This is a genomic window from Actinomadura keratinilytica (assembly GCF_039539665.1).
In the GTDB taxonomy this organism is placed as follows: domain Bacteria; phylum Actinomycetota; class Actinomycetes; order Streptosporangiales; family Streptosporangiaceae; genus Spirillospora; species Spirillospora keratinilytica.
In genome coordinates, this window is the sequence record NZ_BAABDO010000059.1 from 1 (window position 1) to 21,443 (window position 21,443).

Below are 21,443 nucleotides of genomic sequence, written 5' to 3' on the forward strand. Positions count from 1 at the left end.
CGCGCACCATGCCGGCGCCGTGCTCGCCGTCGCCTGCCGTCTCGACCAGCCGGGCCAGCTCGGGCTCGTCGCGCTGCACGCGGTCGCGGGCGCAGGCCAGCGCCGCGCGCACGATCAGGGCGCCGGGGTCGGCGTCGTCCACCGCCGCGGCCTGCTCCGGCACGGCCGCCCGCTCGGCCACGACCGGGGCGACGTCGGGCAGCGGGGCGCCGCGGCGGAACGCGGGGGTGTCGGCGGGGGCGTCCCACAGCTCGGCCAGCTCGCCGTCCAGCCAGGTGAGGGTGAGCGAGCAGCCCGCCATGTCCAGCGAGGTGACCAGCTCCCCCACCTCGGGGCCGCGCAGCCGCAGCCCCTCGGCCGCCAGCAGCCGCACCACGTCGGCGTACAGGACGAACAGCTCCTCGTACTTGGTCGCACCGAGCCCGTTGAGGATCAGCGCGACCTCGTCGCCGGCGCCGTCGGGACGTTCGGCCAGCAGCCCCTCCACCAGGGCGGCGGCCAGTTCGCGGGCGCTGAGCCGGTCCACCGTCCGCACCCCGGGCTCGCCGTGGATGCCCAGGCCGATCTCCATCCGCGCCGGGTCGACGGTGAACAGCGGCTCGTCGCGGCCCGGGAAGGTGCACCCGGCGAACGCGACGCCGAGGGTGCGGGTGCGGTCGTTGGCCTTGCGGGCGATCCGCTCCACCTCGTCGAGGGGGTCGCCGCGTTCGGCGGCGGCGCCGGCGGCCTTGAACACCGTGAAGTCGCCGGCGATGCCGCGCCGGTCGGCGGCGCGTTCCGGCGGGGCCGAGGCGATGTCGTCGGTGACCAGCACCGTCCGCACGTCCATGCCCTCGGAGCGGGCGCGCAGCTCGGCCAGCCCGAAGTGCATGACGTCGCCGCCGTAGTTGCCGTAGGAGATCAGCGCGCCCGCGCCGGAGTCGACCGCGCGCAGCGTCCGGTACGCCTGCTCGGCCGACGGGCTGGTGAAGATGTCGCCGACGACCGCGGCGGTGGCCAGGCCCGCGCCGACCAGCCCGGCGAACGCCGGGTAGTGGCCGGAGCCGCCGCCGATCACCACCGACACCCGGCCGGGGCGCGGCCCGCCGCGCCGCATCACCGCCGACGCGCCCGGCACCCGTTCCAGGTAGCGGCCGTAGGCGGCGGTCAACCCGGTGAGGAACTGCTCCTTGAAGTCGGCGGGGGCGTTGAACACGTGCGTCACGGCGCCTCCCCGGGGATTCCGGTCTCGATCAGGGCGAGGATGCGGCGGCGGGCGTCGTCGGGCGAGGCCACGATCTGCGCGGCCAGGCCGAGCGCGTCCGGCTTGGGCGGGTAGACGGGGTTGGGGATGCTGATGACGGTGAGCCCCGCGGCGTGCGCCGCGCGGATGCCGTTGCTGGAGTCCTCCACCGCCAGGCCGTGCCTCGGGTCGATGCCCAGCCGCCGCACCGCCTCGGCGTACACGTCCGGGGACGGCTTGCCGCGCGGCACCTCCTCGCTGGACACCGTGGCGGAGAACCGGTCGGCCACCCCGAAGTGCGGCAGCACCGCGTCGATCAGCTGCCGGGCGGCCGAGGACGCCAGCGCCACCGGCACCCGCTCGGACACGTCGTTGATCAGCTCGAGGGCGCCGTCGAGCGGTTCGATGCGGCCCTGGTGCAGCGCGTCGACCATGAACGCCACGCACTCGGCGCGCACGGCGTCGGCGCGGGACGGGTCGCCGAACAGGCCCGCGATGTGCGCGGCCCACTCGGGGGCGCTCATGCCCTGCACGGCGGCGGTGTCCTCGGGACGCCAGGTGCGGCCGTGGCGGGCGCAGTAGTCCTGCCAGCTCTCCTCCCACAGGTGCTCGCTGTCGACGAGCACCCCGTCCATGTCGAACACCACCCCGGCGACCGAGCGCGTGCCGCGCGCCGCCGAGTCGGATGCGGTGGATGAAAAGGTCACGAACCGGCCACCTCGTAGTTGACTTTGTGTTCCTCCAGATCGCGCAGGTGGTCGGGGGAGGCGCCGGCGTCGACGAGCACGCGCTCGAAGACGCTCAGCGCCGCCAGCCGGTGCAGCGCGACCTTGCCGAGCTTGGTGTGGTCGAGCAGCAGCACGTTGCGCGCGGCGGCGTCGAGCATGGCCCGCTTGACCGCCACGATGTGCTGCTCCTGGTGGTAGGCGAAGCCGCCGGAGACCGCCGCGGTGGACACGAAGCACAGGTCCACGCTCAGCGAGGTCACCGCCTCCACGCACGACACCCCCAGGAAGGAGTCGTGCGACACGTCGTAGTCGCCGCCGACCGCCATCAGCCGGATCCCGCGCGCCCGGGACAGCAGGTTCAGCCCGGCCATGTAGTTGGTGACGACGGTCAGCGGGGTGATGACCCCCTCGGCCAGCCGCCGGGCCAGCGCGAGCGCGGTGGTGGAGTCGTCCAGCATCACCGCCATGCCGGGCTCGATGAGCTCCAGCGCGCGGGCGGCGACGGCGTCCTTCTCCGCCTGCATCGCCTTCAGCCGGTAGGCGACGTTGCTCTCGAACACCCCCGACGGCTGGGCGGTGACGCCGCCGCGGTACTTGCGGACGATGCCCTGCCGCTCCAGCTCGTCCAGGTCCCGGTGGATGGTCATCTGGCTGACCTGGAAGCGCTCGGCCAGCTCCGCGGCCGACAGCGAGCCCTCCGCCAGGACCTGCTCGGCGATCGCCGCCTGCCGCGCCGCCGGGCCCCGCGGCGGGGCCTCGGCGGCCGGCCGCCGGTCCTGCTCCCGGGCGGCGGTCACGGCGCGATCCTCCGCCCGCCGTGGGCGGGGTCGAACAGCAGCCGCTCCACCGTCGGCACCGCCAGCCGCACCGGGTCGGGCCGGCCCAGGCCGGCCGCGTCCTCGCGCGGCACCACCAGCGACACGCGCGACTCGCCGACGCTGACGGTGACCTCGCTGTGCCGGCCGAGGATCTCGGTGACGTAGACGCGGCCGCGCAGCTCGGCGGCGCCGTCGGCGGGGCGCCCGTCGCGGACCAGCGCCACGTCGCGGGGCCGCACGCCCAGCACCAGGCTCCGGCCCGGCGGGACCGCGGCGCCGCCCGGCAGCGGGATGTCGATCTCGCCGTCGGGGGTGCGGAACCGGCCGCCCTCGGCCGCGGCGCCCGCCACCAGGTTGACGCGCGGCTTGCCGAACGACTCGGCCACGAACGTGTCGGCGGGCCGCTCCCAGATCTCCTCGCGCGTGCCGACCTGCACGATCCGGCCCTCGCGCAGCACGCCGATGCGGTCGCCGAGGCCGAGGGCCTCCACGTAGTCGTGGGTGACGTACAGCGTGGTGGTGCGCTCCACCGCGCCGATCGCCTTCAGCTCGGCGCGCATCGACTGGCGCAGCTTGGCGTCCAGGTGCGACAGCGGCTCGTCCAGCAGGAACGCGTCGGCCGGGCGCACCAGCACGCGGCCGAGCGCGACCCGCTGCCGCTGCCCGTTGGACAGCTCGCCCACGTTGCGGTCCAGCAGGTGGGAGATGCCCAGCAGCTCTGCGATGCGGCCCACGCGGCGCGCCGCCTCGTCGGCGGGCACCTTGTAGCGGGGCGAGCGCAGCGGCGAGGCCATGTTGTCGTAGGCGCTGTAGTGCGGGTAGAGGGCGTAGCTCTCGAAGCACATCGCCACCCGCCGGTCGTAGGGCTCGACGCCGTCCATGTCGACGCCGCCGATCTCCACGCGGCCCGCGTCGGGCTGCTCCAGCCCGGCGACGGCCTTGAGGGTGGTGGTCTTGCCGGCGCCGGACGGGCCGAGCAGGCAGAAGAACTCGCCGTCGCGCAGTTCCAGGTCCACCCCGTCCAGCGCGGTGACCTTGCCGTAGGTCTTGCGCAGCCCCGTGAGGACGATCTCGGCCATCAGCTCTTCACCGCCCCGAAGGACAGGCCGCGCACCAGGTAGCGCTGGATGGTCAGCGCCAGCACCAGCGGCGGCACCGCCGACACCAGCGCGGCCGCGGCGGTCAGGTTGTACTTGGGCCGGTCGCCGCCGAGGAACGACAGCGCGCCGACCGTGACGGTCTGGGCGTTGGAGGAGGTGAGGATCAGCGGGAACACGAAGTTGTTCCAGGCGAAGATGAACGCCAGCAGGCCGACCGCGGCGATGCCCGGCTTGACCAGCGGCAGCGCGATCTTCACGAACGCCCGGGTGCGGGAGTAGCCGTCCAGCAGCGCGGCCTGCTCCAGTTCCGGTGACAGGTCGGTGAAGTACGACCGCATGATCCACACGATGAGCGGCATGGTGACCAGCTGCAGCACCCAGATGACACCGACGTAGGTGTCGAAGAGACCGAGCTGCTGGTACAGCACGAACAGCGGGATGATCACCGTCAGCTCGGGGGCGAACCGGAACGACAGCAGGGTGAACATCAGGTTCTCCGAGCCGCGGAACTTCCAGCGCGCCGCCGCGTACGCCGCGGGCAGCCCGATCAGCAGCGACAGCGCCACCGCGCCGATCGACACCACCAGGCTGTTGACGAAGAAGCGCACGAACGGCACGCCCTCGACCTCGCCGCCGCCCAGCACCGTCCGGTAGGAGTCCAGCGTCGGGCTGAAGGAGAAGTAGGTGTTGAACAGCTGGTTGTCCGGCTTGAGCGACAGGATCAGCATCCACGCCACGGGGAACAGCGCGAACACGAAGTACACGACGAGCCCGGCGTTGACGGCGATCCCGGTGAGCCGATCCCTGCTCACTTGGTGCTCACCCCCGCCGCCCGGCTCTGCACCCGGCCCAGGTAGCGGACGAGCGCCATGGACATCAGGTAGACCACCGCCCAGAGAATGATCATGTAGCTGATCCCGAACGAGTACCGCTGGAAGCGGATCGCCTCCAGGTAGGCGCGGATCTGCAGCACCACGGTGGAGTCGCCCGGCCCGCCCTCGGTGAGGGCGTAGATGATGTCGAACACCTTCAGCGAGTCCATGAACCGGAAGATCACCGCGACCAGCACGTACGGCCACAGCATCGGCAGCGTCAGCTTGCGGAAGGTGAACCACCAGCCCGCGCCGTCCACGGCGGCCGCCTCGAACGGCGAGCGGGGCAGCGAGCGCAGCCCGGCCAGCGCCAGGATCGCCACGAACGGGGTGTAGACCCACACGTCGACGGTGATGGACGACAGCAGCGCGCCGGTCGGGGTGTCGGTCCACTGCACGTCGCCCAGCCCGAACGGGCGCAGCAGGTAGTTCAGCACGCCCACGCTGGGCTGCAGCATCAGCTTCCACATGATCGCCGCGATCACCGGGGCGATCATCAGCGGCAGGATCAGCACCTTCTCCAGCACCCGGCCGAGCCGGGTGCTGCGGTTGAGCAGCAGCGCCACGCCGACGCCGAGCACCAGCTCGACGGCCGTGGCGCCCACCGCGTACAGCGCGGTGACCAGCGCCGACCGCCAGAACGCGTCCTGCCCGAAGATCGTCAGGTAGTTGTCGAAGCCGACCACGTCGGGCTGCGGCTTGGCGGCCGAGTAGTCGAACAGCGTGTAGAACAGGCCGAGCCCGAACGGGTACAGGATGCCGCCGGTCAGCAGCAGCGCCGGGATGATCAGCAGGTAAGGGCGGGCGGAGCGCCGCCGCCGCGGGACCCGGCGCGGACCGTCGGCCGGGCGGCGGGCGGCGCCGCCGGTGCCCGGCCCGGCGGCGGCCGCCTCGCTCTTGGTGACAGAGGCCATCGGCTGCTCCGCCTACCCCGCGACCTTCGGCGCCAGGTCCTTGGCCAGGGCGTCCAGCACGCTCTTGGCGTCCTTGCCGCTGTAGATCTCCTGCAGCGAGGCGGCCCAGCTGGTGGTGGCGTCGAAGAACTGCGTCTGCGGGGTGAACTGGATCTTGGTCTGGTCCACCACCTGCTCGAAGGTGTCCAGGAACCCGGGGATCTTCTTCATCTTGTCCTTGTAGGCGGCGTCGTCGCTGACGGACTTGCGCACCGGGTCCACCTGGTTGTGCTCGACGGCGGCCTTGCGCAGGTGCTCCTTGCCGGTGGCCCACTGCAGGAACAGCCACGCCGCGGTCTTGTTGTCGCTCTTGGCGTTCATGCCGAGCGACCACACCCACATGTTGGTGGCCAGCGAGCCGTCCGGGCCCTTCGGCCCCGGGTGGAAGGCGATCTTGCCGGAGGCGGGGCTGGCGCCCTCGACCGCCTGGAAGTAGGCGGCGGTGTCGGCGTCGAACATCATCGCGGCCTTGCGCGCGCCCAGGTCGCTGGAGCACTGGTACCAGGTGTAGGACGTCCACGACGGGGCGCCGCCCTCGCGGATCATCTTGGCCCAGTCGGCGGCGAACTCCACGGCCTTGGGGTCGTTCATGGCCGGGCGCAGCTTGCCGCCCTCGGACACGAAGTCCTTGAGCCCGAACCGCGAGTACATCGTCATGAAGCCGGGGTGGATGGTGGCCCAGCTGCGCGAGCCGCGCACCGCGATGCCGTACATGCCGTCGAAGCCGGCGCCGGGCGCCTTCTGCTTGATGGCGGCGGCCAGCTCGCGCAGCTCGTCGAAGGTCTCGGCGGGCTTGAGGCCGAGCTTGGCGAACACCTCGGTGTTGTAGGAGACGACGTTGCTCTCCCAGCCCCACGGCAGCGCGTACTGGCCGCCCTGCCCGAGCGGGGCGCCGTTCTTCAGGCTCCACTGGTCGGCCTGCAGCAGGTTGGGGTAGAAGTCGTCGGGGTCCCACTCGGCGTTGGTGGCCGAGGAGTTGCGCATCCACGGGCCGAGGTCCTCCAGCCAGCCGGGCGGGCCGTACTGCCAGACCATGTAGGCGCCGAGCATGAACACGTCGTAGGACGCGCGGCCGCTGGACAGGTCGACGGTGAGCTTGTCGAAGTAGTTGTCCTCGGGGAACACGTCGTACTTGACCTGGATGCCGGTCAGGTCGGAGAACGCCTTGAGGTCGGCGATCAGCGCGTCGGAGTAGGGGTGCTTGTTCAGCAGCGCCCTGATCGTCTTGCCCTTGGCGCGCTTCCAGTCGAACGCGCCGGTGACCTCGTTGGCGGCCGAGTCGCCGCCGCCACCCGACGAGCCGCCGAATCCGGCTCCGCAGGCGCTCAGCGCGGGGGCCGCGGCCAGCGCCGCGGCCGACAGGCCGGCCAGGCCGAGGAAGCGCCGGCGGTCGAGCCGGGCGGCGGCGCCGCCCATCGCGTACCGGTCGGCTGCGCGGTCGATGCCGCCGTCCGGGCGACGTGTGTCCATCCGTCCCTCCAGGGGAGATCCGAGCCAGAGCACGCACACGTAACACTGATGCCTGTGTTCTTAACACTCCATGTGCGTTGGCTCACAGAGCTTGTAACACGAAGATTGCCAACGTCAAGACCTGACAACAGATTGCCTAACATCGCCTTAACGGAAGGCGGCCCTGGTAGGGGCGTCCTCACGCCGCGGTCTTGCCGAAGCCAACACGAGCCTGTTATAAGTTCACAGCACAGATCGATAAGTTGAGGAGGGCAGGCTGTGGAGAACCCTCGGCGAGACCACGGAGGGACGCCGGTCTGGCTGGGGGTGGACCTCGGCACCCAGAGCGTTCGCGTGCTCGCCGCCGACGCCTCCGGGCACGTGGTGCGGCGCGCGTCGGCGCCGCTGACCGGGCGGCGCGAGGCCGAGCGGCACGAGCAGGACCCCGCCGCGTGGTGGGCGGCCGTCCCCGCCGCCGCCCCCGAGGCGCTGCTCGACCTTCCGCCCGGCCTGGTCCGGGGCGTCGCGGTGTGCAGCACGTCCGGCACCGTCCTGCTGGCCGACGGCGGCGGCCGCCCGCTCACCCCGGGGCTGATGTACGACGACGGCCGCGCCCGCGCCGAGGCCGCCGAGGCGCAGGAGGCCGGCGCCGAGCTGTGGGACCGGCTCGGCCGCCGCATCCAGCCGTCCTGGGCGCTGCCCAAGGCGCTGCGGCTGACCCGCGCGCATCCCGGCGCCCGCCTGCTGCACCAGGCCGACTTCGTCAACGAGCGGCTGGTCGGCGGGCGGGTCGCCACCGACTCCAGCCACGCCCTGAAGACCGGCTACGACCTGCTCGGCGAACGCTGGCCCGCCGAGGTGTTCGACGCGCTGGGCCTGGACGCGGCGCTGCTGCCCGAGGTGGTGCGGCCCGGAACCGTGCTGGGCGAGGTGTCGCCGCGGGCGGCCGAGGAGACCGGCATCCCGGCCGGGACGCCGGTGGTCGCGGGCATGACCGACGGCTGCGCGTCCCAGATCGGCTCGGGGGCGCTGCGCGTCGGCCACTGGAACTCGGTGCTCGGCACCACGCTGGTGCTCAAGGGCGTCACCCCGACGCTGGTGCGCGACCCGCTCGGGGTGCTCTACAGCCACCGCTCCCCCGACGGCACCTGGCTGCCGGGCGGCGCGTCCAGCGTGGGCGCGGGCGCGCTGACCGCCGACGGCGACCTCGCCGACCTCGACGAGCGCGCCAGGCACCGGGAGCCGTCCGGCGCCGTGGCCTACCCGCTGGTCTCCGCGGGCGAGCGCTTCCCGTTCCTGGCACCGGACGCCGTGCCGTTCGTGCTCGGCACGCCCGCCGACGACGCCGACCGGCACGCCGCGCTGCTGCAGGGCGTGGCGTTCGTCGAACGGCTGGCGCTGGCGTACGTGCGGCGCCTGGGCGCACCCGTCGACGGGCCGCTGACGTTCACCGGCGGCGCCGTCCGCAGCGCCTACTGGACGCAGCTGCGCGCCGACGTGCTCGGCCGCCGGGCACGGGTGCCCGAGCACGCCGACGCCGCGCTGGGCATGGCGATCCTGGCCGCCTACGGCACGACGGGCGCCGCCTCGCTGGCCGACGTCGCCGAGCCGATGGTGCGCATCCGCACCGTCGTCGAACCGCGGCCGGGCGTCCGCGACCGGTTCACCGCGCCGTACCACCGGCTGCTGGACGAGCTGGAGCGCCGCGGCTGGCTGCCCGCCGACGTCGCCGCCCACGCCCGCGCGGAGGACTGATCCCGCTCTCCGGCGAGGTGCGCCCGTTCAGGACTCGGCGGCGCGGTCGGCGTCGCGGGCGTCGTGGATGTCGCGGGTGTCGCGGGCGTCGCGCTGCGCCATCTCGATGGCCGCCGCCGCGGTGCCCAGATGCTTCAGGACGATCTCGCGGTCGTCCTCGAACTCCACGCTCAGCGCCAGCGCGCCCAGCCGCTGCGCCAGCCGGGTGATCAGCGCGGCGATCTCGGCGGCCGACTCGGGCAGCACGCTCGGCACCGCCCCCGCCACCAGCTCGCCGCGCAGCGCCAGCCGCTCCATCGTCTCCTGATGGTCGGCCGCCATCTGCCGGGCCCGCCACAGCGGGTGCAGGAACGCCGAGCCGTTGCCGCAGGTGCAGGTCCAGCCGAAGATCTCGGCGTCGGGGTCGCGCAGGTCGGCCGGTTCGACGTCGCGCACCCCGGGGACGCCGGAGGATCCGCCGGACGGCGGATCGGCGCGGCCGACGACCAGCCGGACCCGGTGCGCACCCGGGGCCTCACCGTGGGGGGCTGTCATGCCCCCGATCCTGCCCCTTTACCGGCCGGTAGACGACGCGATCCGCCGATCCCGCGCGTCCCGTCGCGGATCAGCCGCCGAGCGGCGACCCGCCCATCGGCGCCGCCTCCCGCTCCCGCTCCCGCTCGCGCTCCATCGCCTCCTGCGGACGGGGCCGCCCCCACTGCTCCTCCATCCGCATCGCACAGCCCAAGGCGAAGAAGGTCGGCGCCCACTGCCCGACGAAGATGCCCCACCGGTCGGCCCGGTCGAGCCCCGCGGGTTCGATGTTGCGCGACAGCACCCACGACGCGATCGACGCGCCGATGGACGCGAAGCCCATCGTGTACATGACGTTGGACGACAGACCCATCCTGCACAGCATGCCAACCATGTGCCCTCCTGGCGTGAGATGTGGTGCAGTCCTGCACCTTTCCCGGGCATCCGGCACTATGGCCATGCGCACGCCAAGGTTGATGTCGGTCTTCCTCAGAAATCGGCATCCCCGGAACCCTCCGGGAGCGCGGGCTCCCCCCAACGCTCCCCCGACCACGAGAGGCCGTCCAGCATGGGTGCTCGCCACGTCCACCACCACGACGCGCACGGCGGCGGGCGGGCGCCCCGCCCGGTGGTGCGCGCCGTGCTGGCGGTCATCGTCCCGCTGGCGGCGGCGACGCTGGCGGGGCTGGTGTGGATGTGGCCGTCGGACCGGCAGCCGGTCGATCCGGGCGCGGCGCAGATGCCGAAGGTCACCGGCACGGTGGCGCGGGTGACGCTGAAGCCGTGCCCGGCGGCGCGGCCGACCGGCGCCCAGGACGCGGCGCCCCGCCCCGACCCGCGCCGCTGCGGCACCGCGGCGGTCGAGCTGACCTCCGGCCCCCTGGCGGGGCGGTCCGTCACCGTGGAGCTGCCCAGCGGGCCCGGCAGCCGCGTGTTCGAGCCGGGCGACAAGGTGCTGCTGGTGGAGGGGCCCGGCGACGCCGGCACGCCGTCCTACCAGCTGTCCGACCACGACCGCTCGGGGCCGCTGTGGCTGGTCGGCGGCGCGTTCGTGCTCGCCGTGCTCGCCTTCGGCCGGTGGCGCGGGCTGACCGCGCTGATCGGGCTGGGCGTCACGTTCGCGCTGCTGGTGCTGTTCCTCATCCCGGCGATCCTGGACGGCCGCCCGCCGCTGGGCGCCGCCGTCGTCTGCGCGGCGGCGATCATGCTGGCGGTGCTGTACCTGACGCACGGGTTCTCGCTGACGACGTCGGTGGCGGTGCTCGGCACGTTCGCCAGCCTCGCCCTGACCGGACTGCTGGCCATGCTGGCCATCGACCTGACCCGGCTGACCGGCATCACCGACGACAGCTCGCTGTCGCTGGACCTGTCCTACGGCATCAACACCCGGGGGCTGCTGCTGGCCGGCGTCATCATCGGCTCGCTGGGCGTGCTGGACGACGTCACCGTCACCCAGGCGGCCACCGTGCGCGAGCTCGCCCGGGCCGACGCGTCCGCCTCGTTCGGGCGGCTGTACCGGGCCGCCGCCCGGGTCGGCCGCGCGCACATCGCCTCGGTCATCAACACGATCGTGCTCGCCTACGCCGGGGCGTCGCTGCCGCTCATGCTGCTGTTCAGCGTGGGCGGCCAGTCGCTGGGCGAGGTCGCCGCCACCCCCGTCATCGCGCAGGAGATCGTCCGCAGCGTGGCGGGCACGCTCGGGCTGATCGCCGCCGTGCCGGTCACCACCGCGCTGGCGGCGCTGGCCGCCACCTGGCGCCCGGACGGCGGCGAGGGCGGCTCGCCGGACGGCGCCCGCTCCCCCGCCGCCGCGCACAGCCCGTCCTGACGCTACGCCCCGAGGTGGTGCCGCTGGGCCCGGCGCTCCTTGTCGTAGCGGGCGCGGGCCTGGCGGGTCGCCTCCAGGCCCGACACCTCCGCGACCGGCACGTCCCACCACGCCTCGCTGTCGGGCGCCGGCACCAGCGGGTCGGTCTCGATGTGCACCACCGTCGTGTGCGAGGCGGCCTTGGCCTGCTCCAGTGCGTCCCGCAGCTCGGCGACGGTGGTCGCGCGGATGACGTGCGCGCCCAGGCTGGCGGCGTTGGCGGCCAGGTCCACCGGCAGCAGGCCGCCCTCCAGGCGTCCGCTGTCGTCGCGGTAGCGGTAGCGGGTGCCGAACCGCTGCGCCCCCACCTGCTCCGACAGCCCGCCGATCGAGGCGAACCCGTGGTTCTGCACGAGCACGACGACGAGCTTGACGCCCTCGGCCACGGCGGTGACCAGCTCCTGGGCCATCATCAGGTACGACCCGTCGCCCACCAGCACGAACACCTCGCGGGTCGGGTCGGCCATCTTGACGCCGAGACCGCCCGCGATCTCGTAGCCCATGCAGGAGTAGCCGTACTCGACGTGGTAGGTGCGCGGCCCGGCGGGCCGCCACAGCTTGTGCAGGTCGCCCGGCATGGACCCGGCCGCGCACACCACCACGTCGCGCGGCCCGGCGGCGGCGTTGACCGCGCCGATCACCTCCGACTGCGCCGGCGCGGGCCCGTGCCCCAGGGCGTAGGCGCGGTCCACCGTCGCGTTCCACGCGGCGGCCAGCTCCGCGGCCTCGGCCCGGTAGCCGTCGGGGACGCGGTGGCCGGAGAGTTCGCCGCGCAGCGCCTTCAGCGCCTCGCGGGCGTCGGCCACCAGCATCACCCCGCCCAGCTTGGCGGCGTCGAACGCGGTGACGTTCACGTTGACGAACCGCACCCCCGGTTCGGCGAACAGGCTGTGCGAGGCGGTGGTGAAGTCGCTGTAGCGGGTGCCGATCCCGAGCACCGCGTCCGCGCGGCGCGCCAGCGCGTTCGCGGCCGTGGTGCCGGTCGCGCCGACCGCGCCCACCGCGCACGGGTGCCGCCAGGGCAGCGCGCCCTTGCCCGCCTGCGTCTCGGCCACCGGGATGCCCGTCTCCTCGGCGAAGGCGGCCAGTTCGGCGCAGGCGTCGGAGTAGACCGCCCCGCCGCCCGCGATGATCAGCGGGCGGCGCGCGGACCGCAGCACGTCCGCCGCCCGCCGCAGCGCGGCCGGTTCGGGCAGCGGGCGCGGGACGTGCCAGGTGCGTTCGGCGAACAGCTCCTCGGGCCAGTCGCAGGCCTCGGCCTGCACGTCCTGCGGCAGCGCCAGCGTCACCGCCCCGGTGGCCGCCGGGTCGGTCAGCACCCGCATCGCCGCCAGCAGCGCCGACGGGAGCTGCTCGGGCCGGTTGATCCGGTCCCAGAACACCGACACCGGCTTCAGGCAGTCGTTGACCGACACGTCGTAGGACCGCGGGTCCTCCAGCTCCTGCAGCACGGGGTTGGCGCGGCGGGTGGCGAACACGTCGCCGGGCAGCAGCAGGACGGGCAGCCGGTTGACGGTGGCCAGAGCCGCGCCGGTCACCAGGTTGGTGGCGCCGGGGCCGATCGAGGTGGTGCAGGCCAGCATCCGCAGCCGGTCGTGCATGCGCGCGTACCCGACGGCGGTGTGCACCATGGCCTGCTCGTTGCGCGCCTGGTAGTAGCGGAACCCGGGGTAGGCGTCGGCGTACTCGGCGAGGGCCTGCCCGATCCCGGCGACGTTGCCGTGCCCGAAGATGCCGAAGCAGCCGCCGAACAGGGGCCGCCGCACGCCGTCCCGCTCGCCGTGCTGCGCCGCCAGGAACCGCACCACGGCCTGGCCGACCGTCAGCCTCATGATCGCTCCTCCGTCGAGGTCAGCGGCAGCCGCGGGTCGAGCGGCTGCCCGGGCCAGGTGTCGCGGACCCAGGCGTGCGCGGGGTCGTCGCAGATCCGCCACGCCCGCTCGGGGCCCGGTCCGGCCATGACGTTCAGGTAGTACAGGTCGTACCCGGGGACCGCCATCGACGGGCCGTGCCAGCCGTGCGGGATGAGCACCGCGTCGCCGGTGCGGACCTCCCGCAGCACGTCGATGGGCCGGTCGGGGGTGCCGTACACGCGCTGGTAGCCCATGCCCGCTCCGCCGGGCCCGGCGGCGACCTCGAAGTAGTAGATCTCCTCCAGGACGCTCTCGCCGGGGCGGTCCTCGTCGTGCTTGTGCGGCGGGTAGGACGACCAGTTGCCGCCGGGCGTCAGCACCTCGCAGGCGATGAGCCGGTCGGCCTCGAACGCCTCGGGCGTGCAGAAGTTGTTGACCTGGCGGGACGCCTGCCCGGCGCCGCGCAGCTCGACGGGGACGCCCTCGGCGGGGCCGTAGCGGGGCTCGAGCCGGTCGGCGCAGCGGGCCGACGGCAGCGCGAACCGGCCGCCGCCCGCGGAGGCGATCGCCACCCGCGCGTCGCGGGGCGCGTAGGCGAAGTCGGTGACGCGGGTGAACACGCTCCGCCGCCCCTGCAGTTCGAAGACGGCCGAGTCGACGGTCACCGTGCAGGACCCGGCCAGCGGCAGGACGAGCATCTCCTCCTCGCCGGTGTCCAGCTCGTGCGCACCGCCCGGGGGCAGTTCGACGACGCGCAGGCCCGAGTACGTCCAGCCCGCCGTCTCCGGTGTGATCTCGGTCAGGTAGGGACTCACAGCAGCCTCACAGCAGACTCACCGCGGCGTCGACGGCTCCGGCGACGTCGTCGTCCGAGGGGTACAGCAGGGCGCGGCCGACGACCAGGCCGCGCACGGTCGGCAGCGCCAGCGCCTTCTGCCAGGCGGCCAGCGCGGCGTCCGGGTCGGCGGGCACCTCGCCGCCCAGCAGCACGGCGGGCAGCGTGGAGGCCGCCATCACCTGCTCCATCCGCTCCACCGCCGGCACCTTCAGCCAGGTGTACGCCGACGTGGTGCCCAGGCCGGAGGCGATCGCGACCGCCCTGGTCATGGCCTCGGGCGTCAGGACGTTGACGACCCTGCCGTCGGCGCCGCGCCGGGACACGAACGGCTCGACCATGGCCATCAGCCGGTGCCCGGCCAGGGCCGACACCGCGCGGGCGCAGCCCTCCAGGGTGCGGGCGGTGGCCGGGTCGCCGTAGTCCACGCGCAGCAGCATCTTGCCGCCGTCGAGCCCGGCGGCGGCGATCGCGTCGGCGTCGTAGGCGGTGAACCGGTCGTCGATCTCGAACGCGGCGCCCGCCAGCCCGCCCCGGTTCATCGAGCCGAGGACGACCTTGCCGTCCAGGGCGCCGAGCAGCAGCAGGTCCTCGATGACGTCGGGGGTGCCGAGCACGCCGTCCACGCCGGGCCGCGACAGCGCGACGCAGACGCGTTCGAGCAGGTCGCGCCGGTCGGCCATGGCGAGGGGGCGGCGGCCGGCGGCCAGCGCGCCGCGCGCCGGGTGGTCGGCGGCGACGATCATCAGCCGGGCGGGCGGGGAGGCGCGCCGCACCCGCCGCGCGACGGCCTGCGCGACCGCCTCCGGCCGCACGGCGCGGATCTCGGCCAGGGCGGCGTACCGCTCGGCGAACGTGCCGGTGCTCACGTGCTGCCCTCCCGGTGCGCCGCCGGCGCCGCGCCGTCCCCGCCCAGCAGCCGCTCCACCTCGTCGGTGGCGGGCATGGCGTCGGCGCAGGCGAGGCGGGAGGCGACCAGCGCGCCCGCGGCCGAGGCGAACCGGATGGTGCGCTCCAGGTCCCAGCCGGACAGCAGTCCGTGGCACAGCGCCCCGCCGAAGGCGTCGCCCGCGCCGAGCCCGTTGACGACCTCCACCTCGACCGGCGGCACGCGCACCGTCTGGTCGGCCGTGGCGGCCAGCACGCCGCGCGGGCCCTGCTTGACGACGGCGAGCCGGACGCCGCGGTCGAGCAGGGCGCGGGCGGCGGCGAGCGGCTCGTCCTCCCCCACGGCGACGCGGCACTCCTCCAGGTTGCCGACGGCGACGGTGACGTGCGGCAGCGCCCGGCCGATCTCGCGGCGGGCCCGGTCGGGCGAGTCCCAGAACATGGGCCGGTAGTCCAGGTCCAGCACGGTGGTGCCGGGGTGCGCGGCGAGCGCGGTGACGGTCGCCGCGCGGCTGGGCTCCTCGGACAGCCCGGTCGCGGTGGCCCAGAAGACGGCGGCGGCGCGGATGGCGTCCAAGTCCAGTTCGCCGGGCTCGATCTGCATGTCGGGGGCCTTGGGCCGGCGGTAGAAGTACAGCGGGAAGTCGTCCGGCGGGAAGATCTCGCAGAACGCCAGCGGGGTGGGCAGGTCCGGGACGGACGCCACGAAGCGGTCGTCCACGCCGTAGCCGCGCAGCGCGCGGCGGATGAAGCGGCCGAACGGGTCGTCGCCGGTGCGGGTGATGACCGCGGTGCGGCGGCCGTGCCGGGCGGCGGCGACGGCGACGTTGGTGGGGCTGCCGCCCAGGTATTTGCCGAACGTCTCGACGTCCTCCAGCGGGACGCCGACCTGCTGCGGGTAGACGTCCACGCTGACGCGGCCCATGGTGATCAGGTCGTGGGTCACGGCGTGCCTCCCCGCAGGAAGGCGATGCTCGCGGCGACGTCGTCGCGCGGCCCGGCGCCGGGCGGCGGCTCGGCGGTCAGGACGGTGTCCTGCTCCAGCACGTACCAGCCGCGGTAGCCGGACGACTCCAGCGCGCCGACGATGCCGGGCACGTCGACGTCGCCCCGCCCCAGCGGCCGGTAGACGCCGGCGCGGACGGCGTCGGTGTAGGAGATCCGCCCGTCGCGCACGCGCCCGGCCAGTTCGGCGTCGACGTCCTTGAGGTGCACGTGGGCGACGCGGCCGGCGGCGGCGCGGGCCAGGTCGAGGGGGTCGGTGCCGCCGATGAGCAGGTGCCCGGTGTCCAGGCACAGCGGCACGTCGGTGCCGTCGAGCACGCGGTCCACCTCCTCGCCGCGTTCGACGACGGTGCCGACGTGCGGGTGCAGGGCGGCGCGGTGGCCGCGTTCGGCGGCGTGCGCGGCGGCGCGGCCGAGGTTGCCGAGCAGGGTGCGCCAGGCGGCGGCGTCGAGGACGGGGCGCCGGTCGTAGCCGTCCAGCCCGGTGGCCGCGGCGAGCACGACGGTGGCGCCGGGCCCGCCGAAGCCGTCCAGCACCCGCGACAGCCCGGGCAGCGGGTCGCGCGCGGGGTCGTGCAGGACAAGGGGGACGAACCCGCCGACCGGCCGCAGCCCGTGGGCCTGCAGCAGGCCTGCGCGTTCGGCGGGGTCGGCGGGCAGGAAGCCGTCGGGGCCGAACTCGGTGGCCGCCAGCCCGAGGTCGCGCATCTCCGCCAGGACCCGGGCGGGCGCCATCTGGTGGCCCCAGCCCGGCACCTCGCACACGCCCCAGGAGATCGGGGCGCCCGCGATCCGCTCGGCGCCGATCATCTGCGCACCTCCTCGATCGCCACGGCGCGGTGCTCGCGCCGCGCCAGCTCGCACGCCTCGGCCACGTAGAGCGCCTCCAGACTCTCCTCGGGGGGACAGGGGTTGTCGATGCGCCCGGCCGCCAGGTCGACGAACGCGCCGAGTTCGGCGGCGTACGCGTCGGCGAACCGGTCGAGGAAGTGGGTGTGCGGGGGCCCGGCCGGGCGCAGGCCCGCGCCGTCGCCGCCGGCGGGGGCCAGCGGCGTGCGGTCGTCCAGCCCGGCGACGACGCTGCCGGCCGAGCCGAACACCTCCAGCCGCACGTCGTAGCCCGCCGCGTTGTAGCGGGTGGCCGACACGTGGGCCAGGGTGCCGTCGTCGAGGGTGAGCAGCGCGGCGGCGGTGTCGACGTCGCCGGCCTCGGCGAAGAAGTCCGCGCCCCGGTTGGCGCCGGCGGCGCAGACGCTCGCCACCTCGCGCCCGGTGACGAAGCGGACGGCGTCGAAGTCGTGCACCGAGCAGTCGCGGAACAGGCCGCCCGAGCCGCGGATGTAGGCGGCGGGCGGCGGCACCGGGTCCAGGGTGCACGAGCGGACGGTGTGCACCCAGCCGAGCCGCCCGGACCGCACCGCCTCGCGCGCCGCCACGTGCCCGGCGTCGAAGCGCCGCTGGAACCCGACCTGCACCGGGACGCCCGAGCCGCGGACGGCGTCCATCAGCCGCAGCGTGCCGTCGATGTCGGGGGCGAGGGGCTTTTCGCAGAACACCGGCAGCCCGGCCCCCACCGCGCGGACGACCAGTTCGGCGTGCGCGCCGGTCACCGCGGCGACGACCAGCGCGTCCAGTCCGGAGGCGAACAGCGCGTCCACCGAGGGCGCCGCCTGCGCCCCGGTCTTGGCGGCGACCGCCCGCGCCCGCGCCGCGTCGGCGTCGGCCACCACGACCGCGTCGACGGACGGCAGGGCGCGCAGCGTCTCGGCGTGCCCGGCGCCGATGCGCCCCGCTCCGGCCAGCCCGACCCTCATACCGACCTCCCGATGTCCGGCCGCGCCGCCGCGCGGCCCCGCCGAGGGCGCCCCGGGCCGCGCGCCGTGCGGGACGGCGCGCCGCCGGCTGGGCATGGTCAAGCCTCATGGAACGATCCATATACTGTCAAGAGAATGTCCTGACATTCTGACTCAATGACGTTAGGTCTTCCTGCCTTGAGAACTCTCTGACGTCGTCGTAACACGACTCGTCTATCCTCGTCCCGCCGTTCTCACCGGCCGTCCTGACCGGCCGTTTCGACCGAGGGAGCCCCGCCCGTGCCCGACGAGCGCGCATACCGCCATCCGGTCTCCGTGGACCGCACCAGCCCCGTCCCGCTGTACTTCCAGCTCGCCCAGCAGCTGGAGGAGGCGATCCGCAGCGGCGCGCTCCCCCCGGGCGCCCGCCTGGAGAACGAGATGGAGCTGGCGGCGCGCTGCCGGCTGTCGCGGCCCACGGTGCGCCAGGCGATCCAGCACCTGGTCGACAAGGGGCTGCTGGTGCGCCGGCGCGGCGTCGGCACGCAGGTCGTCCAGCCGCGGGTGCGGCGCCCCATCGAGCTGTCCAGCCTGTACGACGACCTGGCCGCGGCGGGCGAGCAGCCGTCCACGCGGGTGCTGGAGTTCGGCCCCGTGCCCGCCCCGCCGGAGGTCGCCGAGCAGCTCGGCCTCACCGCCGAGACCAAGGTCCTGCTGCTGCGGCGGCTGCGGCTGACCGGCGGCGACCCGCTCGCCGTGATGACCAACCACCTGCCGCTCGACGTGCTCGACGTCGCCGCCGACCACCTGGAGCGGCACGGCCTCTACGAGACGCTGCGCGCCGCCGGGGTCAACCTGCGCATCGCCCACCAGACGATCGGCGCCCGCGCCGCCACCGCCGCGGAGGCCCGCCTGCTCGACGAGCGGCGCGGCGCCCCGCTGCTGACCATGACCCGCGTCGCCTACGACGACAACGGCCGCGCCGTCGAGTACGGCGACCACGTGTACCGGGCCACGCGCTACTCCTTCTCCCACACCCTCGTCGGCAAGTGACGCGCTCCCCGGCGCGACGGCCGGGGAGCGGGTCAGCGGTCCTGCGCGAACTGGGGGAGGTGGGCGCGGTGCGCGGCCAGGCCCTCGTCGAGGATCCGCTCGGCGACCCGCAGGCTGGAGACGAACGGGTGGGCCAGCAGCGCGCGCAGGGCGGTGCGCCGGTCGCCGGTGACGGCGGCGTCGGCGGCCAGCCGCTCGTACTCGTGGACGGCCTGGGTGAGGCCGCGGACCTGGCGCGGCAGCTCCCCCATCACCAGCGGCACCGCGCCCTGGCGGCCCACCACCGCCGGGACCTCGACGATCGCGTCGGGCTCCAGGGAGGCGATCGCGCCCCGGTTGCGGGTGTTGACGATGAACCGGCGCTGCTCGTCGCGGGCGATCGCGCAGATCACGTCCACCGCGAACTCGCCGTGCTCGCCGCCGCCGCGCTCGCGGCTGGGATCCGGGTCGGGCTTGTCGGCCTCCGCCGCCACCTGCGCGTAGTAGGCGGGCAGCATCGCCATGATGTCCTCGGCGCGGGTGGTGCCCTTCGCCCGCAGCTGCGCGACGACCTCGTCGTGGAAGAAGTAGTACTTGGCGTAGGAGTTGACCAGCAGGCCGAGGGCCTTGCCGAGTTCGGCCATGCGGACCGGGTCGCGGTGCGGGGTGGCGTCGCCGTGCGGCTCCACGGCCTCCAGCAGCGGCGCGATGTCGACCGGCTCGCCGTTCAGCCGGACCCGCTCGGCCCAGGTGCCGTGGTTGGTGCCGATCCAGTCGATCTCCAGGCCCGCGACGGGCAGGCCGAGCAGGTCGGCCCAGGTCTCGGTGTCGCCCACCCACTGGTCGCACAGCCCGAGGATCTTCGCGCCGGTGTGGCGGGAGACCGCGTCGGTGACGACGTTGGTGGGGTTGGTGTAGTTGATGATCCACGCGTCCGGGGCGGCCTCGGCGAGCACGGCGGCGATGTCCAGCAGCACCGGGACGGACCGGCAGGCCATGAAGAACCCGCCCGGGCCGACCGTCTCCTGCCCGACGACGCCGTGTCTGAGCGGGATCGACTCGTCCAGGTGGCGGCCGCGCAGCCCGCCCGGCCGGAAGGTGGTGAACACGAAGTCCACCCCGTCCAGCGCGGACTTCAGGTCGGTGTGCGCGGTGACGGTGAAGTCGGCCCCGCGGGCGGCGAACATGCTCCGGGCCAGCCGGGTCATGACGTCCAGGTGGTCGGCGTCCACGTCGTGGAAGCGCAACCGCGCCCCGGCCAGGTCGGCGGCGCGGTGCAGCAGCCCCCGGATGACGCCGGGCATGTAGCCGCTGCCGGCCCCGATCACCGCGATGCTCGTGGTCATCGTGTCTCCGCTCGTGTCGTCGCCGTCGTCGTCGCCGCCCTCGTCGCCCTCGTCGTCGTCGCCGCCCTCGTCGCCGTCGCCGCCCTCGTCGCCGTCGGGGAGGGGACCGCGAGGGGCCGTCCCCCCGAGTGGGAGCGCAGGGTGGGCTCGGCGCGGACGACGGCGTCGTCGGCCGAGGCGGGGATGAACGGCACGACGAAGGCGTAGTCCGCCAGGATCTCCTCGGGGACCTCGCCGGACTCGCCGAACGCGGCGATCTCGCCCCAGCACGGCGCGCCGAGCGACCCGCTGCGGTGCCGCACCGACAGCCCGGCGCACAGGTTGGCGAACCGCAGCCGCTCGTCCAGCGGCAGGCCCGCCAGCGTGCCGAACACGAACCCGGCGGCGAACACGTCGCCGGCGCCGGTGGCGTCCAGCGCCTCCACCGGCAGCGCCCGGGTCTCGGCGCGCTCCCCCGTGGCCGAGTCGATCGCCAGGGCGCCGTCGCCGCCGCGTTTGACGACCACCACCGCGACCCGCTCCGCCAGCGCCCGCGCGGCCTCCTCCGGGGAGCCGGTGCGGGTGTAGGCCATGGCCTCCACGGCGTTGGGCAGGAACACGTCGACGTACCGGAGCCGGTCGAGCACCTCGGCGGACCACGCCCCGGTGGCGTCCCAGCCCAGGTCGGCGAACACGCGGGCGCCGGCGCGGCGCATCGCCGTCACCCATTCGGGCACCGGCCGACCGATGTCGACGAAGCACGTCTTGGCCTGCGGCGGCACCGCGACCAGCTCGTCCGGCGGCAGCGGCAGGGGCTTGGCGTAGGTGACCATGCTGCGGTCGGAGTCGTAGGCCAGCGACACCGTCACCGGGGACGGCCAGCCGGGGATCATCCGGGAGCGGCGCAGGTCGACGCCCTCCTGCTCGGACAGCGTGCGCCACAGGTACGCCCCGAACAGGTCGTCGCCGAACGGCGCGGCCAGCCCGACGCGCAGGCCCAGGCGGCTCATGGCGACGGCGATGTTGGCCACGCCGCCGGGGGCCGAGCCGAGGCCGTCGGTGACCAGCTCGGTGCCGGGCGGCGGCAGGCCCGGCAGCCCCGTGAAGATCATGTCCATGAAGACCTGGCCGGTGAGGAAGACGTCCAGTTCCGGCGCGTCGTCCCCGCGCGGCAGCCGCCGCCCCGCCTGTTCGCGCTCGGTGCACGGGTCGTGCAGGGTCGGCTCGGGCGCCCGGCCCGGTGCGGCGGCCTCCTCCGGTTCCGCCGGGACGTCCTGCGGGACGTGCCGCCGGGCGTCGTCGAACCGGGGCCCGCTGCGGGTCTGTGTCATGGTGCCTCCACGGCGAGGCGTCGGCGTCGCTGGCGATCGTAGCCAGGCGCACCGACAGGACGACACGTTCCGCTACGCTTCGTGATCGGATCTTGTCCGAACGT

General features: G+C 74.5%; 20 protein-coding genes. 3 read left to right on the forward strand and 17 right to left on the reverse strand.

All coding sequences use genetic code 11. The features are described from left to right. From ABD879_RS18875 to ABD879_RS18905, 7 genes are all read right to left on the reverse strand, one after another. A partial coding sequence (locus ABD879_RS18875; RefSeq protein WP_345022786.1) for a dihydroxyacetone kinase family protein occupies positions 1 to 1,204 on the reverse strand: 1,204 nt, incomplete at its 3' end. Next, on the reverse strand, positions 1,201 to 1,929 hold the full coding sequence (locus ABD879_RS18880) for an HAD family hydrolase (protein ID WP_345022787.1): 729 nt from the start codon (positions 1,927 to 1,929) through the stop codon (positions 1,201 to 1,203). The genes ABD879_RS18875 and ABD879_RS18880, both read right to left, overlap by 4 nt. Next, positions 1,926 to 2,747 (reverse strand): DeoR/GlpR family DNA-binding transcription regulator, encoded by an 822-nt coding sequence (locus tag ABD879_RS18885; RefSeq protein ID WP_345022788.1) that lies wholly within the window; start codon positions 2,745 to 2,747, stop codon positions 1,926 to 1,928. The genes ABD879_RS18880 and ABD879_RS18885 overlap by 4 nt, the downstream gene beginning before the upstream one ends. Beyond that, a complete protein-coding gene (locus tag ABD879_RS18890) occupies positions 2,744 to 3,847 on the reverse strand; it encodes an ABC transporter ATP-binding protein (RefSeq protein ID WP_345022789.1) in 1,104 nt (367 codons plus the stop codon). The genes ABD879_RS18885 and ABD879_RS18890 overlap by 4 nt, the downstream gene beginning before the upstream one ends. Next, positions 3,847 to 4,680, reverse strand: a complete 834-nt coding sequence (locus ABD879_RS18895; RefSeq protein ID WP_345022790.1) for a carbohydrate ABC transporter permease — start codon at positions 4,678 to 4,680, stop codon at positions 3,847 to 3,849. The genes ABD879_RS18890 and ABD879_RS18895 overlap by 1 nt, the downstream gene beginning before the upstream one ends. Beyond that, on the reverse strand, positions 4,677 to 5,654 hold the full coding sequence (locus ABD879_RS18900) for a carbohydrate ABC transporter permease (RefSeq protein ID WP_345022791.1): 978 nt from the start codon (positions 5,652 to 5,654) through the stop codon (positions 4,677 to 4,679). The genes ABD879_RS18895 and ABD879_RS18900 overlap by 4 nt, the downstream gene beginning before the upstream one ends. 12 nt (positions 5,655 to 5,666) lie before the next feature. Next, on the reverse strand, positions 5,667 to 7,163 hold the full coding sequence (locus ABD879_RS18905) for an ABC transporter substrate-binding protein (protein ID WP_345022792.1): 1,497 nt from the start codon (positions 7,161 to 7,163) through the stop codon (positions 5,667 to 5,669). Between the two features lie 258 nt (positions 7,164 to 7,421). Here ABD879_RS18905 and ABD879_RS18910 point away from each other — a divergent pair, with 258 nt between their 5' ends. Then, positions 7,422 to 8,897 (forward strand): FGGY-family carbohydrate kinase, encoded by a 1,476-nt coding sequence (locus ABD879_RS18910; protein ID WP_345022793.1) that lies wholly within the window; start codon positions 7,422 to 7,424, stop codon positions 8,895 to 8,897. A 27-nt stretch (positions 8,898 to 8,924) separates the two neighbouring features. Here ABD879_RS18910 and ABD879_RS18915 read toward each other — a convergent pair whose 3' ends face one another. Together ABD879_RS18915 and ABD879_RS18920 are read right to left on the reverse strand one after the other, a co-directional pair. Next, on the reverse strand, positions 8,925 to 9,431 hold the full coding sequence (locus ABD879_RS18915; RefSeq protein ID WP_345022794.1) for a hypothetical protein: 507 nt from the start codon (positions 9,429 to 9,431) through the stop codon (positions 8,925 to 8,927). 70 nt (positions 9,432 to 9,501) lie between these two features. Then, the gene (locus ABD879_RS18920; RefSeq protein WP_345022795.1) at positions 9,502 to 9,783 is read right to left on the reverse strand and encodes a hypothetical protein; all 282 of its coding nucleotides are present in this window, start codon (positions 9,781 to 9,783) and stop codon (positions 9,502 to 9,504) included. A 195-nt stretch (positions 9,784 to 9,978) separates the two neighbouring features. Here ABD879_RS18920 and ABD879_RS18925 point away from each other — a divergent pair, with 195 nt between their 5' ends. Further along, positions 9,979 to 11,238: a YibE/F family protein gene (locus ABD879_RS18925; protein ID WP_345022796.1), complete on the forward strand. Its 1,260-nt coding sequence runs from the start codon at positions 9,979 to 9,981 to the stop codon at positions 11,236 to 11,238. A gap of 2 nt (positions 11,239 to 11,240) precedes the next feature. Here ABD879_RS18925 and iolD read toward each other — a convergent pair whose 3' ends face one another. The 6 genes from iolD to ABD879_RS18955 are packed head-to-tail and all read right to left on the reverse strand — an operon-like array spanning position 11,241 to position 17,672. Beyond that, the gene (gene iolD / locus ABD879_RS18930) at positions 11,241 to 13,109 is read right to left on the reverse strand and encodes a 3D-(3,5/4)-trihydroxycyclohexane-1,2-dione acylhydrolase (decyclizing) (protein ID WP_345022797.1); all 1,869 of its coding nucleotides are present in this window, start codon (positions 13,107 to 13,109) and stop codon (positions 11,241 to 11,243) included. Then, on the reverse strand, positions 13,106 to 13,945 hold the full coding sequence (iolB, locus tag ABD879_RS18935; RefSeq protein WP_345022798.1) for a 5-deoxy-glucuronate isomerase: 840 nt from the start codon (positions 13,943 to 13,945) through the stop codon (positions 13,106 to 13,108). Before iolB ends, iolD begins: the two co-directional genes overlap by 4 nt. A 7-nt stretch (positions 13,946 to 13,952) precedes the next feature. Beyond that, positions 13,953 to 14,834 carry a Cgl0159 family (beta/alpha)8-fold protein gene (locus ABD879_RS18940; RefSeq protein ID WP_345022799.1) on the reverse strand — a complete coding sequence of 294 codons (882 nt, stop codon included), beginning with the start codon at positions 14,832 to 14,834 and terminating at the stop codon, positions 13,953 to 13,955. Beyond that, positions 14,831 to 15,799, reverse strand: a complete 969-nt coding sequence (iolC, locus tag ABD879_RS18945; RefSeq protein WP_345022800.1) for a 5-dehydro-2-deoxygluconokinase — start codon at positions 15,797 to 15,799, stop codon at positions 14,831 to 14,833. The genes ABD879_RS18940 and iolC overlap by 4 nt, the downstream gene beginning before the upstream one ends. Continuing rightward, entirely contained in the window at positions 15,796 to 16,668 is an 873-nt protein-coding gene (locus ABD879_RS18950; RefSeq protein WP_345022801.1) for a TIM barrel protein, read from the reverse strand. Before ABD879_RS18950 ends, iolC begins: the two co-directional genes overlap by 4 nt. Continuing rightward, positions 16,665 to 17,672, reverse strand: a complete 1,008-nt coding sequence (locus ABD879_RS18955) for a Gfo/Idh/MocA family protein (RefSeq protein WP_345022802.1) — start codon at positions 17,670 to 17,672, stop codon at positions 16,665 to 16,667. The genes ABD879_RS18950 and ABD879_RS18955 overlap by 4 nt, the downstream gene beginning before the upstream one ends. Positions 17,673 to 17,951: 279 nt before the next feature. Between ABD879_RS18955 and ABD879_RS18960 the strand changes: the two genes are divergently transcribed. Then, positions 17,952 to 18,704 carry a GntR family transcriptional regulator gene (locus tag ABD879_RS18960; RefSeq protein ID WP_345022803.1) on the forward strand — a complete coding sequence of 251 codons (753 nt, stop codon included), beginning with the start codon at positions 17,952 to 17,954 and terminating at the stop codon, positions 18,702 to 18,704. Positions 18,705 to 18,736: 32 nt separating this feature from the next. Here the strand turns inward: ABD879_RS18960 and ABD879_RS18965 are convergent, their stop codons facing one another. Next, positions 18,737 to 20,029 carry a family 4 glycosyl hydrolase gene (locus tag ABD879_RS18965; RefSeq protein ID WP_345022804.1) on the reverse strand — a complete coding sequence of 431 codons (1,293 nt, stop codon included), beginning with the start codon at positions 20,027 to 20,029 and terminating at the stop codon, positions 18,737 to 18,739. Then, positions 20,026 to 21,339 carry a carbohydrate kinase family protein gene (locus ABD879_RS18970; RefSeq protein ID WP_345022805.1) on the reverse strand — a complete coding sequence of 438 codons (1,314 nt, stop codon included), beginning with the start codon at positions 21,337 to 21,339 and terminating at the stop codon, positions 20,026 to 20,028. The genes ABD879_RS18965 and ABD879_RS18970 overlap by 4 nt, the downstream gene beginning before the upstream one ends. Positions 21,340 to 21,443 lie beyond the last annotated feature (104 nt).